We start from the raw sequence: 13,709 nt of genomic DNA, 5'->3' as shown, positions 1-13,709 counted from the left end.
AAGGTACGCAATAATTGGTTCCGGCTGAAACACGGGTTTCAGGAGCGTCTGGGGCAACTAAAGGCGTTTTTGGTGGATCACAGCCTTCGTGAATCAGTCAACGGAATGAGTCCTGGTTTTACGTTAGCGACACGCAGCTCTCCCAGGTGTGCGAATAAAAAAGAAGATATTTTACCTATATTGATTAATTGGTCGGCCCGGAAAGCGGCGAATCGGAAACATCACCATTACTGACCGAAGATCATTAACCACCATGAAAGGCATCATTCTTGCCGGAGGGTCGGGCACTCGCCTCTACCCCGTCACCAGGGGCTTATCGAAGCAACTGCTTCCCGTCTATGACAAGCCGATGATCTACTATCCGCTGACAACCCTGATGCTTGCCGGTATCAGGGAGGTGCTCGTCATCACCACTCCCGAAGATCAGTCATCGTTCGTCAAACTGCTTGGTGACGGCAGTGACTGGGGCATTTCGATCTCCTTTGCCGTTCAGCCAAGCCCCGACGGTTTGGCGCAGGCGTTCATCCTTGGTCGCAATTTTATTGGCGATGACGATGTGTGCCTCGTGCTTGGCGACAATATTTTTTTCGGCTACGGCTTCAGCGGGATGCTCGAAGAGGCGGTGCGCGCCGTCGAGAATCGGAGAAAGGCGGTGGTTTTCGGCTACTATGTCAGCGATCCTGAACGGTACGGCGTGGTCGAGTTTGACCCGGAGGGGCAGGTGCTCTCCATCGTCGAGAAGCCGGAGAAGCCGAAATCGAACTACGCGGTCGTGGGCCTCTATTTTTACACCAACGATGTGGTTGACGTTGCCGCCGGGGTGAAGCCTTCGGCCCGAGGCGAACTCGAAATCACCTCGGTGAACCAGGCCTACCTCGAACGGGGCGATCTGGTTTGTTCGATCATGGGGCGTGGATTCGCCTGGCTCGATACCGGTACGCACGAATCTTTCCAGGAGGCAGGAAGCTTTATCCAGACCATCGAAAAACGGCAGGGTCTCAAGATTGCCTGCCCCGAAGAGATCGCCTGGCGAAACGGCTGGATCAGCGACGCCGAACTCGAACGCCTTGCTGCGCCTATGCTCAAGAACCAGTACGGGCAGTATCTGCTCAAACTTCTGGAGCAGGGAATCTGAACCTGTTTATTACCTGTTCATGAATTCATCAGCCGCTTTGTAACCCATGCAGATCATACAGACCCCGCTTCCCGGTGTTTTGCTGTTCGAGCCAAAAGTGTTCGGCGACGAGCGCGGATGGTTTTTCGAGTCTTTCCGGCAGGACGTGTTCGAGCGACATGCCGGAAGCTATCGTTTTGTACAGGACAACGAGTCTTTTTCGCGCTATGGGGTGGTTCGGGGGCTGCACTACCAGAAATCGCCTCACGCGCAGGGCAAGCTTGTCCGGGTGATTCGGGGCGAAGTGCTCGATGTAGCGGTCGATATCCGGCAGGAATCACCGAACTTTGGCAAACACACCGCGCAGGTGCTCAGCGAGAGTAACCACCGCATGATGTGGATTCCGCCGGGGTTTGCGCACGGGTTCGCCGTCTTGAGCGAATCGGCGGTGTTCAGCTACAAGTGTACCGACTATTACGCGCCGTCGCACGATGCGGGCGTTCGCTGGAACGATCCGTCGATCGGCATCGACTGGCGATTGCCCGCAGCCGACGTGAGTCTGTCGGACAAGGATCAACGTCAGCCGATGCTGCACGAGATCGAGCCTGTCGAACTGACGTCGTAGTCCCCTTTTTTGTCAATGTATCGATCAACCCTCGATGAACATTCTGGTAACGGGAAGTCTCGGTCAGCTCGGTTCTGACCTGCGCCATTTGCAGGACGGTTCGGATGGCCATAGCTGGTTTTTCAGCGATCTGCCCGAGCTCGACATCACCGATGCCTCGAAAGTCGAGGCGTTTTGCCGCGACCACGAGATCGGCGTGATCGTCAACTGCGCGGCCTGGACGGCGGTGGACAAGGCCGAGAGCGAGCCGGAGTCGGCCTTCCGGGTGAACCGCGACGGCGCGGCTTCACTTGCGGCAGCGGCAAAAGCGCTCGATGCGCTGCTGGTGCATGTTTCGACCGATTATGTTTTCGATGGAACCGGTCACCGTCCGTATCGCGAGGATGATCCGGTCGCGCCGTGCGGGGTTTACGGGCGTTCCAAGCTGGCGGGCGAGGAGGCGATTGGCGAGAGCGGATGCTCCCACCTGATTATCCGCACCTCGTGGCTCTACTCGGCTTACGGACACAATTTCGTGAAGACCATGCTGCGTCTCGGTCGTGAGCGGGAGCAGATCGGCGTGGTTTTCGACCAGGTCGGCACTCCAACCTGGTCGGCGGATCTGGCGGCGGCGATTGTTGCGATGCTCGACCGGATCGATCCGGTCCGGAGCTATGCCGAAACGTTTCACTACTCGAACGAGGGGGTCTGCTCGTGGTACGATTTCGCCAGAGCGATCATGGAGGCTGAAGCTCTTTCGTGCAAGGTCTCGCCCATCGAGAGCTGGGAATTTCCGACACCAGCCGCGCGTCCCCACTTCAGCGTGCTGAACAAGCGCAAGATCAGGGAGTGGTTCGACCTCGAAATTCCGCACTGGCACGACAGCCTGCTGCGGATGCTGCGGGAGGCTGGCGGCGGCTCTCAGTGAATAGGTCTTATAAGACCTATAGGTCGTATAGGACTTATAGGCTGGGAAGGATAAAAGACGATGAACCAATTCATAATTCAGCATTCATAATTCATCATTCTCTTCATGCACATTCTCATCACCGGCGGGGCGGGGTTTATCGGCTCTCATGTGGTCAGGCATTTGCTGAACCGTTATCCCGATTACACGATCACCAATCTTGACAAGCTCACCTACGCCGGCAATCTGGCCAACCTGCGCGATGTCGAGTCGAATCCAGACTACCGGTTCGTGAAGGGCGACATTGCCGATGGCGCGTTTCTGCTCGATCTGTTCCGTGAGCAGACGTTCGATGCGGTGATTCATCTGGCCGCCGAGTCGCATGTGGATCGCTCCATCGAAAGTCCGGTCGAGTTCGTGGTCTCCAACGTGCTAGGCACGGTCAACCTGCTCAACGCCGCGCGGGCGACCTGGGACGGCAAGTTCGAGGGCAAGCGCTTCTACCACGTCTCGACCGACGAGGTCTATGGTTCGCTTGGCCGGGAGGGGATGTTTTCCGAAACCACGCCCTACGATCCCCACAGCCCCTACTCGGCCTCGAAGGCGTCGTCGGACCACTTCGTCCGCGCTTTCCACGACACCTACGGCCTGCCGGTGGTTATCAGCAACTGCTCGAACAACTACGGCTCGCACCAGTTTCCCGAAAAGCTCATTCCGCTCTTCATCAACAACATCCGCCTCGAAAAACCGCTGCCGGTCTATGGCGAGGGGCTGAACGTTCGCGACTGGCTCTGGGTGGTCGATCACGCGCGCGCCATCGACGAGATTTTCCATCGCGGCACGGCGGGCGAGACCTACAACATCGGCGGGCACAACGAGTGGACCAACATCGACCTGATCCGTTTGCTCTGCCGCATCATGGATCGCAAGCTTGGCCGCGAGGCGGGCGCATCCGAAAAGCTCATCACTTACGTGACCGACCGCGCGGGCCACGATTTGCGGTACGCCATCGACGCCTCGAAGCTGCAACGCGAACTTGGCTGGGTGCCGTCCGTCACTTTTGAGGAGGGGCTGGAACTGACGGTTGACTGGTACCTCGAAAACCAGGCGTGGCTCGACGAGGTTACTTCGGGGGCTTATCAGCACTATTATGAAAAGATGTACGCCGGGCGCTGACGCCTTGCGGCGTTGTCGCAAACCATAACCATTTCATCGACTCTGCACCTATGATTATGCCTGTCATTCTCTCCGGTGGCTCTGGAACGAGGCTCTGGCCGCTTTCGAGGGCGATGTATCCGAAGCAGCTCCTGCCGCTGTTCGGCGAAAAAACCATGCTTCAGGACACGGCGCTCCGGGTCAAATCGATCGAGAGTGTCGGGCCGGTCATCTGCGTATGCAACGAAGAACACCGCTTTCTTGTGGCCGAGCAGCTCCGGCAGATCGGGGTCGTCGAAGAGGCGATCATTCTGGAGCCGGTTGGTCGTAATACAGCTCCAGCCGCCGCGGTGGCCGCGCTGATGCTTGCCGAAAAGCATCCAGGTTCGCTGATGCTCATCATGCCCGCCGACCACGTCATTCTCGACCAGAAAGCCTTTGCCGAATCGATTGAATCGGCACGGACGGCGGCCGAGTCCGGGAGTCTGGTGACTTTCGGCATCGTGCCGGACGGGCCGGAGACGGGGTACGGGTACATCAGGGCGGTTGCCGGTTCCGGGGGCGCCGCCCGTCCGGTCGCCGAATTTGTCGAGAAACCCACCCGCGAACGGGCGGAAAGCTACGTTGCGTCGGGGGACTACTTCTGGAACAGCGGCATGTTCCTGTTTCGCCCGGAGGTCTATCTCGCCGAACTGGAAGCGAACTCTCCGGAGATACTCACGGCTTGCCGGAGCGCCGTCGAAAAAGTCCGGCGCGATCTCGATTTTCTGCGGCTCGATTCCGAAGCCTTTGCGGCCTGTCCTTCCGATTCTATCGACTACGCGGTCATGGAAAAAACCTCCAATGCAGTGGTGGTGCCGATGCAGGCGGGGTGGAACGATGTCGGCGCGTGGTCGGCGCTCTGGAGCGTGCATGATCGTGATGCCGAGGGCAACGTCAAGCGGGGCGACGTGTTGACGCATGAGGTGCGGAACAGCTATATCCACGCCACCAGCCGCTTGGTGGCGGCGGTCGGCCTCGAAGATCACGTGATCGTCGAAACCGCCGATGCGGTGCTGGTTGCCTCGAAAGACCGGGTGCAGGAGGTCAAGACGATTGTCGAGCAACTGAAGTTGCAGGAGCGAGAGGAGCCGCTGATTCACCGGCGGGTCTATCGGCCCTGGGGTTCGTATGAAACCGTCGATGAGGGTGAACGTTTCAAGGTCAAGCGCATCACGGTCAAGCCAGGCGCGGCCCTCTCGTTGCAGATGCACCATCATCGCGCCGAGCACTGGGTCGTGGTGACGGGCGCCGCTGTGGTCACGGTCGATGAGCGGCAGGTGGAGCTTGCGGAGAACGAGTCGATCTACATTCCGGTCGAGGCGCGTCACCGGCTCGAAAATCGATGCCAGCAGCCGCTCGAACTGATCGAGGTGCAGTCGGGCGATTATCTCGGCGAGGATGACATCGTGAGATTCGAGGATCACTACGGGCGCTTGTGAGCGCTTGGTGGCAGGTTGGTTGCCTTTTCACTCTTTCTTCTCTTATATGACCTATAGGTCTTATAAGTCCTATAGGTCATATAAGTCTAATTCAAGAGGAATGCAGGAAGAAGAGCTTCGCCTTGCCGCTTTGAGAGCACCGATTATTGTGATACATTGACCTGTTGCGGTTTTGCGGCATTACAGACGATTTTCAATCAAAAATTCCGGTAGCATATGGCTGAAGATATGAGAAATCCCAACCAGGGACAGCAGGTCGGTGACGTCGTGAAAGGTGATTTCGCGACCATTCTCGTCGGTCTGGGCACGATGCTCGACGGAGCGCTGACGCCTCTGAGCAAGGTCGTCGCCTCGGCGCTCGATTCAATGACGGTCGTGGCCAAACAGATTCTCGACGGCATCAGCAACTCGGTCGGCGACAATAAACAGCAGTGACTCTCTGTTGCCGGCAGCCTTGCCGGGATTTTCCTGCGCACAGTATCTGAAGGCAGCCCGATTCAGCACGATCGGGCTGCCTTTCTCTTTTCCTGCCGATTCTCGTATATTCAGACTTTTTCGCGGAGATGGGTCATCCACCCTTTTTCCCGCTCACGATATTTCCAGCTTGACACTCTCAAACGCCATGCCCGACACCTATCCCGAATACCCGTCCAGCCTTTCGTACAGCGCCATGGAAGCCAGTATCCGCGAGTTCTGGATCGAACGGAATATTTTCAGGAAGAGCCTCGAAAAGGATGCGCCCAAGGGCATCTACTCCTTCTACGAAGGCCCGCCGACGGTGAACGGCAAGCCCGGCGTGCACCACCTGTTCAGCCGCACCATCAAGGATGTGGTCTGCCGCTACCACTCCATGCAGGGCTTCCAGGTGCCGCGCAAGGCAGGCTGGGACACGCACGGCCTGCCGGTCGAAATCTCGGTTGAGAAGAAGCTTGGCCTGAAGAACAAGTCGCATGTCGAGGAGTACGGCGTCGGCGAGTTCAACCGCGAGGCGCGCTCGCTGGTCTATCACCACATCGACGACAACCGCGAGGGGTGGGGTAAGCTCACCGAGCGCATGGGCTACTGGGTCGATATGGATTGCCCGTACATCACCTGCGACAACAACTACATCGAGTCGGTCTGGTGGGCGCTGAAGACCATTTTCGACAAAGGCCTCATCTACAAGGATTACAAGATCGTGCCGCAGGATCCGAAGTCCGAGACCGTGCTCAGCTCGCACGAGCTTGCGCTTGGCTACAAGGAGGTGCAGGATCCGAGCGTTTATATCAAATTCCGTTTGAAGGATTCGGACGAAAGCATCCTGGTCTGGACGACCACGCCGTGGACGCTCATCTCGAACGTCGCGCTGGCGGTCGGTCGCGATATCGACTACGTGCGCGTCCGCAACCGCGAGAGTGGCGAGGTGCTGATCCTTGCCGAATCGCGCCTGTCGGTGCTGGTCGAGAAGATCGGCGACGAATCGGCGTGGGAAATCATCGACCGCTGCAAGGGCAGCGACCTCGAAGGGCGCGACTACGAGCCGCTCTTCAACTACTTCGCGCCCGAACGCCGCTGCTGGTACGTGGCCTGCGGCGAGTTCGTCTCGACCGGCGACGGCACCGGCATTGTGCACATCGCTCCGGCGTTCGGCGCGGACGACTACGAGCTCTCGAAGCTCTACCAGCTTCCGATGCTCCAGCCGGTGGCGCGCAACGGCTGCTTCACCGCCGAGGTTCCCGACTACGCCGGGATGTTCTTCAAGGATGCCGACAAGCCGATCATGCAGCGCCTCAAGGAGGAGGGCAAGCTCTACCGCCGCGAGACGATCCAGCACACCTACCCCTTCTCGTGGCGCTACGACGTGCCGGTGATCTACTACGCCCGCGAGTCGTGGTACATCCGAACCACCGACATTGCGCCGCGCATGGTGGAGCTGAACAAGACCATCAACTGGAATCCGTCGGAGATCGGCGCAGGGCGCTTTGGCAACTGGCTCGAAGAGAACAAGGACTGGGCGCTCTCCCGCGAGCGCTTCTGGGGCACGCCGCTGCCGGTGTGGGTGGCCGAGGATTTCGCCATCGGCGACGGCCCCGCCTCCGGCAAGCTCTTCGCGGTCGGCTCGGTCGCGGAGCTGCGCGAAGGGTTCATCGAGATCGACGGCGAGGCGATGAATCTCGGCGAGGCGCTCGACAAGGGGTTCGTCGAACTCGACCTGCACAAGCCCTTCGTTGATCGCATCTGGTTCATCCGCGACGGCAAGCGCTTCAACCGCACGCCGGAGCTGATCGACGTCTGGTTCGACAGCGGCTCGATGCCCTTCGCCCAGCTTCACTACCCGTTCGAGAACAAGGAGCTGTTCGACAAAACCTTCCCGGCGGATTTCATCGCCGAGGGTGTTGACCAGACGCGCGGCTGGTTCTACACGCTGCACGCCATCGCGACGCTCATCTTCGACCGCCCGGCCTACCGGAACCTGGTCGTCAACGGCCACATCCTCGACAAAAAGGGGCAGAAGATGTCCAAGTCGAAGGGCAACGTGGTCGATCCGTTCGAATCGATGGAGCAGTACGGCGCGGACGCCATCCGCTGGTACCTGATGATTACCAGTCCGCCGTGGCGTCCCAAGCTTTTCAACGTTGCCGAAATCGAGGAGGAGCAGCGCAAGTTCTTCCGCGCCTTCATCAACAGCTACAACTTCTTCGTGCTCTACGCCAACGTCGATGGCTTCCGCAACGAAGAGGCCGCCATTCCGTTCGCCCAGCGCTCGGAGCTCGACCGCTGGGTGCTCTCCAGCCTTAATACGCTGGTCTCGGAAGTGACGCGCCGCATGGAGAGCTACGACCTGACCGGCGCGAGCCGCCTGATCGGCGACTTCACGGTTGACGACCTGTCGAACTGGTACATCCGCCGCTCGCGCAAACGCTTCTGGAAAGGTGAAATGGGGCCGGACAAGCTTTCGGCCTACCAGACCCTCGCCACGGTGCTCGAAACGCTCTCGAAGCTGATGGCTCCGTTCGCGCCCTTCATCGCCGAAAAAATCTGGCTCGACCTGAAGAGCGTCGGCGGAAACGCGAAGGCCGAATCGGTGCACCTTGCCGACTGGCCGGTGACGGACGAAGCCTGCATCGACGCGGCGCTGGAAGAGCGGATGAAGAAGGCGCAGATTATCACGTCACTCGTGCGCACCATGCGCGAGAAGGCCACCATCAAGGTGCGCCAGCCGCTCAGGCGCATTTTGCTCGCCGCCGCCGAACCCGGTTCCCGCGCCGCTTACGAGCTGGTCTCGGACATCATCCGCGAGGAGGTCAACGTCCAGAAGATCGAGTATGTCGAGGACGAGGAGGGATCGGTCATCAGCAAAAAGGCCAAGCCCAACTTCAAAACTCTCGGCCCACGTTTCGGTAAGGAGATGAAGTTGCTTGCCGAAGAGATCCGGATCATGAGCCACAAGCAGATCGCGCGGCTCGATCGTGAGGGCGAGATCGAGATCGACCTTGACGGACGCATGTTCAAAATCGAGCGTGCCGACGTTGACATCGTTCACGAAGACATCGAAGGGTGGCTCGTGGCCGCGGACGAGGAGCACCGCATCATGGTAGCGCTCGACACGGAGATCACCGAGGAGCTGGAGATGCTGGGCCTGGCTCGCGAGCTGGTGAGCCGCATCCAGACCCTCCGCAAGGAGAGCGGCCTGGAGATCACCGACCGCATCGCGCTGACGGTGGCGGGCAGCGACAAGCTGCTGGCGGCGGCCCGGAAGAGCGAGAGCTACATCATGGACGAAACGCTCGCCACGTCGGTGACGTTGCTGCCGCTCGACACTTCGCAAGCGGGCGAGGCTGAACAGGTGAACAATGAATTGTGCCGGTTGTCCCTTGAAAAATCCGGATCATGATCGTATTATAAACATCCCCGTTTTTTTACGGTTTGCCGTTGGGTTGCCGTTGGAACCTCTAAACCATGACCAGCATGTCGAAGAAAAACAGCCCTGCTCCGGTCAGCCCCGCAGAGCCTGTGGAGGAGCCGAGACTGACCAGAACCTACCTGAGCGACGACGAACTCGAACACTTCAGGCAGATTCTTCTGAAACGGCGTGATGAGGTTCTGCGCGACCTCGATATTCTCCGTTCCTCGCTCTCCGAGGAGAGCGTCGAGGACTCGATCAACTCGAACTACTCGATGCACATGGCCGATCACGGCACCGAAACCATGGATCGCGAACAGCGCTTCATGTTCATCGCCCGCGACGAAAAATATCTGCACTACATCGACCAGGCGCTCGACCGCATTCGCAACAAAACCTACGGCATCTGCACCAAATCGGGCAAGCCCATTCCCAAGAAGCGCCTTGAAGCCGTGCCGCACACCTCGGTCAGGATCGAGTTCAAGCAGGCAAAAAAATAAAGCGGAAGGCTCTCTTTCCGGGTCATTGACCAAGCGTAGAAGGGCTGCCACAAAAGGCGGCCCTTTCGCGTTGCTGGCTCGGCTCGCCAGATGAAAGCGTTGACCTGATTGTTTCACTCTCTGATTTCTTTTTCTCATCTTGACGGTTATTTTTCGTTTTCTATATTCAAAGGCTGAGCTTGAGTGGTCTGGTGAAGTGATTTTTCGCATACTGCTTGTTTCGTAACGGGTTATGCGTTTTGTCGTGAGTTTTTTCTGCTTCGTTGAGTCCGTGCCGCCAAGACGGAAATGCCCAGGGACACACAATATTTATCCGCTTTTTTTATGAAAATAGCCATCGCCGGAACCGGTTACGTCGGTTTGTCTATCGCCTGCCTTTTAGCTCAGCATCATGAAGTTGTTGCGCTCGACATTGTTCCTGAGAAGGTCGAGCTTATCAACAACCGCAAGTCGCCGATTGTCGATACCGAGATCGAGGATTTTCTGGCCCACAAATCCCTGAATCTCAGAGCCACGCTCGATAAAGAGGATGCTTATGCCGGTGCGGATTTTGTGGTGATCGCCACGCCGACTGACTATGATCCCGAGAATAATTATTTCAATACCCGCACGGTCGAGTCGGTGATCCGCGATGTCATGGCGATCAATCCGGACGCCGTGATGGTCATCAAGTCCACCATTCCCGTGGGCTATACGGCCAAGACCCGCCAGGAGATGGGGTGCGACAATCTGCTCTTTTCGCCGGAGTTCCTGCGCGAGGGCAAGGCGCTGCATGACAACCTCTATCCGTCGCGCATCATCGTCGGCGAGCGTTCCAGGCGCGCGGAGAGCTTCGCCAATCTTCTGCGCGAAGGGGCGATCAAGCAGGATATTCCGGTATTGTTCACCGACAGCACGGAGGCCGAGGCGGTTAAGCTCTTTTCCAATACCTATCTCGCGATGCGGGTGGCCTACTTCAACGAGCTCGACACCTACGCCGCGACGCACGGCCTCGATACGCGCCACATCATCGAAGGGGTGGGTCTCGATCCGCGAATCGGCTCGCACTACAACAACCCCTCGTTCGGCTATGGCGGTTACTGCCTGCCGAAAGACACCAAGCAGTTGCTTGCCAACTATCGTGAGGTGCCGCAGAACCTGATTCACGCCATCGTCGAGTCCAATACGACCCGCAAGGATTTCATCGCCGACAGCATCATCAAGCGGAGTCCGAAGGTGGTCGGCGTCTATCGGCTCATCATGAAAGCCGGGTCGGACAATTTCCGGGCGTCGAGCATTCAGGGCATCATGAAGCGCATCAAGGCCAAGGGCATCGAGGTGATCATTTATGAACCGGTGATGACCGAAGAGGTGTTTTACCACTCGCGGGTGCTCAACGATCTGGAGGCGTTCAAGCAGCAGTCGGACGTGATTATCGCCAACCGCAAGACGGCGGAACTTGAGGACGTCGCCAGCAAGGTATTCACTCGCGATCTGTTTGGCCATGATGCCTGATCGCCCTCTTCGGCAGCGGAGATGACCGTCAGGCTTTCGCGCAGCCGGGAGCGTGTTGGAGAACGATGAGGTGACTGACAAAAAAAGCAGTTCTGACTTACAGGCGATCAGGGCTGCTTTTTTTCATTCACTGATGACTCCTCCCCGTTCAAGCCAAAAACAGAAAAGCCATCCCGAACACTGCCGGGATGGCTTTGACAGGTATCTGCTGACGAGACCGGGAGCGCTTCAGTCGTTCTCCTCCTTGTCGGTCGTGACGTCGGTGATCGGGATCGGGTAGTCTCCGCCGAAGCAGGCGGTGCAGTAGCTGCACTTTTCGCCGTCGAATTCCGGTACGCTGTTCAGCAGCCCCTGCATCGAGAGGTAGCGGAGCGAGTCCACGCCGATGTACTCCCGGATTTTTTCGATGTCGCCCAGCTCGTGCTCCGCGTCGGCAAGCATGTGGGTGAGGAGCTGGCGCTTGGTCGGAAAGTCCATGCCGTAAAAGCAGGGGTTGGTGATCGGCGGCGAGCTGATGTGCAGGTGGATTTCCGCGGGATTGGCCTCGCGCACCAGTTTGATGAGCATCTTGGCCGTCGTGCCGCGCACGATCGAGTCATCGACGAGAATGATCGGACGATCCTGCATGACGCCGCGCACGATGTTGTATTTGGAGCGAACCTTGATTTCGCGGCTCTGGATGCCGGGCTGAATAAAGGTGCGCCCGACGTAGTGGTTGCGGATGAGGCCGTGCTCGAAGCGGGCCGGTTTGCCGAGCTTGTTGCTCTCGCGCACGAAGCCGAGCGCGGCGGTATTCGACGAGTCGGGTACGCTGACGACCGCCAGCTCCTTTTCGCTCTGTTTTCGCTCAACGGTAGATTCCCGCGCGAGATTCTTGCCGAGGTTCCGGCGCACCTTGTCCACCGAATGCCGGAAGATGAAGCTGTCGGGGCGGGCGAAATAGACATACTCGAAGATGCAGCGAGCCTTGCGCTCCACGGGCGGCAGGTAGAGCGAGACCGGCTTTTCGTTGTCCACGGCGAGGTGATCGATCAGGAGGATTTCCCCCGGCGCGATGTCGCGGATATATTCGGCCTTGATGATATCGAACGCGCAGGTTTCGCTCGCCACGACGTAGGCCATCTCGCCGGTCGCCGGGTCGATCTTCTTGCCGAGAGCCAGCGGGCGAACGCCGTAAGGATCGCGGGCGGCGATCATCTGGTTGTTGGCCAGAATGACGATCGAAAACGCGCCCTCGACCTGCCGCAAAGCATCGTAAATCTGGTGGAGCGGCTCCTTTTCCTTGCTTCTGGCCGCCAGATGCGGAATGATTTCGGTGTCTGACGATGCCTGGAAAATGACTCCTTGCTCGGTCAGCTCCTTGCGAAGTGCTCTCGAATTGGTGAGGTTTCCGTTATGGGCGATGGCGAGGCTGCCGGAGCGATAGGTGAGGGAGAAGGGCTGGATGTTGTTGTTGGATTTCGATGCGCCGGTGGTGGAGTAGCGGTTGTGGCCGATGGCTGCGTAGCCGCTCAGGTTCTCGAAAATTTGCTCATCTCTGAACACTTCCGAGACCAGGCCCGGTCCCTTGTGCTGTTTGAACAGCGTTTTCTTCTTGGCTTTATTGTATTCAGCTACCACGATACCGGCGGCTTCCTGCCCTCTGTGTTGGAGCGAGTAGAGACCGTAAAAGGTATCTTCGGCGGGAGTTTTTGAATTGAATACGCCGAAAACTCCGCACATATCGATCGAGTCTTGAGATTGTGTAAAATCTTCGCCTCTTAAAGGCAGGTGAAGCTAATATATCAAGTCGAGACTTAAAAACAATCAAACAGCCAAAAGCGTTCGTATCCGCTTTTTTGCTGCATCTGCCCGCTTCCGGAGAGGGGCTTGATTTTGAGGGTTTTCATCCGGAAGGAATTGAATGACCAGCGCCGCCGTTTGTTTGCATGGAAATCGATGACCGCAACAACACGCAACAACATTCAAATCAATCTTTTATGAACGCTGCAACAAAAAAGTCCGCGCCCCAGTCGGTATGGACCTGGATTATCATCACCCTGCTCTGGGGGAGCGTTTTCTTTTTCACCTCGACCTGGATGCTCGGCAAGGCTTCAGCCTGGCTCGATGCGGGTGGTTTCCGGCCCGACGGTTCCGAGCCGCTGACCGTTTATTTCATGTATGTGCCGGTGCTGATCGTCATCGCGCTCGTGGCGATGGCCGTGAAGAACCGGCTCGACCCCGGTTCGCAGAAGCAGTTGGAGCGGCAGAAAGCGGTCAGGGAGGGGAAGCGCGAGCGCTATTTCGTCTCGTTCGCGGGCGGCATTGCGAGCAGCTTTCTGTTCACCGTGCTGACGGCGTGCGCCCATCTGGCGGCGGCACCCGTCACCGGTGCGTCCGTCAGGCTGAACGTGGCGACGGTGGCTGTCGCAGGAGTACTGAATATCGCCGCCGGGCTGGGAGCTTCGTTGCTGGTGGGGATGATTTTTCTCGTTTCGGGAGTCGGGCGGAAGCCGAATCGCGACTGATCGTGGATAGTCGAAGGGCCATAAATGAAAGAAGCGCAGGGGGAGGTCTGCGCTTCTTTCGAGA

General features: G+C 58.2%; 12 protein-coding genes. 10 read left to right on the top strand and 2 right to left on the bottom strand.

The genetic code is table 11. The features are described from left to right. Nucleotides 1–253 precede the first annotated feature (253 nt). The 9 genes from rfbA (at nt 254) to EST62_RS01895 (ending at nt 11,138) form a co-directional block, all read left to right on the top strand. Nucleotides 254–1,135 carry a glucose-1-phosphate thymidylyltransferase RfbA gene (gene rfbA, locus EST62_RS01935; protein WP_129050419.1) on the top strand — a complete coding sequence of 294 codons (882 nt, stop codon included), beginning with the start codon at nt 254–256 and terminating at the stop codon, nt 1,133–1,135. A gap of 46 nt (nt 1,136–1,181) precedes the next feature. Further along, nucleotides 1,182–1,739 (top strand): dTDP-4-dehydrorhamnose 3,5-epimerase, encoded by a 558-nt coding sequence (gene rfbC, locus EST62_RS01930; RefSeq protein WP_129050418.1) that lies wholly within the window; start codon nt 1,182–1,184, stop codon nt 1,737–1,739. Nucleotides 1,740–1,773: 34 nt separating this feature from the next. Next, the gene (gene rfbD / locus EST62_RS01925; protein ID WP_129050417.1) at nt 1,774–2,646 is read left to right on the top strand and encodes a dTDP-4-dehydrorhamnose reductase; all 873 of its coding nucleotides are present in this window, start codon (nt 1,774–1,776) and stop codon (nt 2,644–2,646) included. Nucleotides 2,647–2,751: 105 nt separating this feature from the next. Then, a complete protein-coding gene (gene rfbB, locus EST62_RS01920) occupies nt 2,752–3,801 on the top strand; it encodes a dTDP-glucose 4,6-dehydratase (RefSeq protein ID WP_129050416.1) in 1,050 nt (349 codons plus the stop codon). A 50-nt stretch (nt 3,802–3,851) separates the two neighbouring features. Further along, a complete protein-coding gene (locus EST62_RS01915) occupies nt 3,852–5,261 on the top strand; it encodes a mannose-1-phosphate guanylyltransferase/mannose-6-phosphate isomerase (RefSeq protein ID WP_129050415.1) in 1,410 nt (469 codons plus the stop codon). 216 nt (nt 5,262–5,477) lie between these two features. Further along, entirely contained in the window at nt 5,478–5,696 is a 219-nt protein-coding gene (locus tag EST62_RS01910) for a hypothetical protein (protein ID WP_129050414.1), read from the top strand. A gap of 187 nt (nt 5,697–5,883) precedes the next feature. Then, nucleotides 5,884–9,135, top strand: coding sequence for an isoleucine--tRNA ligase (gene ileS, locus EST62_RS01905; RefSeq protein WP_129050507.1), 3,252 nt, complete (start codon nt 5,884–5,886; stop codon nt 9,133–9,135). 74 nt (nt 9,136–9,209) lie between these two features. Beyond that, nucleotides 9,210–9,644 (top strand): TraR/DksA C4-type zinc finger protein, encoded by a 435-nt coding sequence (locus EST62_RS01900; RefSeq protein ID WP_167599121.1) that lies wholly within the window; start codon nt 9,210–9,212, stop codon nt 9,642–9,644. A gap of 324 nt (nt 9,645–9,968) precedes the next feature. Next, the gene (locus tag EST62_RS01895) at nt 9,969–11,138 is read left to right on the top strand and encodes a nucleotide sugar dehydrogenase (protein ID WP_129050412.1); all 1,170 of its coding nucleotides are present in this window, start codon (nt 9,969–9,971) and stop codon (nt 11,136–11,138) included. 228 nt (nt 11,139–11,366) lie between these two features. Here the strand turns inward: EST62_RS01895 and purF are convergent, their stop codons facing one another. Next, entirely contained in the window at nt 11,367–12,860 is a 1,494-nt protein-coding gene (gene purF, locus EST62_RS01890) for an amidophosphoribosyltransferase (RefSeq protein ID WP_129050411.1), read from the bottom strand. Nucleotides 12,861–12,934: 74 nt separating this feature from the next. Further along, nucleotides 12,935–13,102 (bottom strand): hypothetical protein, encoded by a 168-nt coding sequence (locus tag EST62_RS13360; protein ID WP_167599120.1) that lies wholly within the window; start codon nt 13,100–13,102, stop codon nt 12,935–12,937. 15 nt (nt 13,103–13,117) lie between these two features. Between EST62_RS13360 and EST62_RS01885 the strand changes: the two genes are divergently transcribed. After that, complete coding sequence (locus EST62_RS01885; RefSeq protein ID WP_129050410.1) at nt 13,118–13,645, top strand: hypothetical protein; 528 nt, start codon at nt 13,118–13,120, stop codon at nt 13,643–13,645. The last annotated feature ends 64 nt before the right edge of the window (nt 13,646–13,709 follow it).

Origin of the sequence: Chlorobaculum sp. 24CR (assembly GCF_004118635.1) — a bacterium.
Classification (GTDB): Bacteria; Bacteroidota; Chlorobiia; order Chlorobiales; family Chlorobiaceae; genus Chlorobaculum.
The sequence above is the reverse complement of the archived record's forward strand: the minus strand, read 5'-3'. Positions and strand labels throughout refer to the sequence as shown.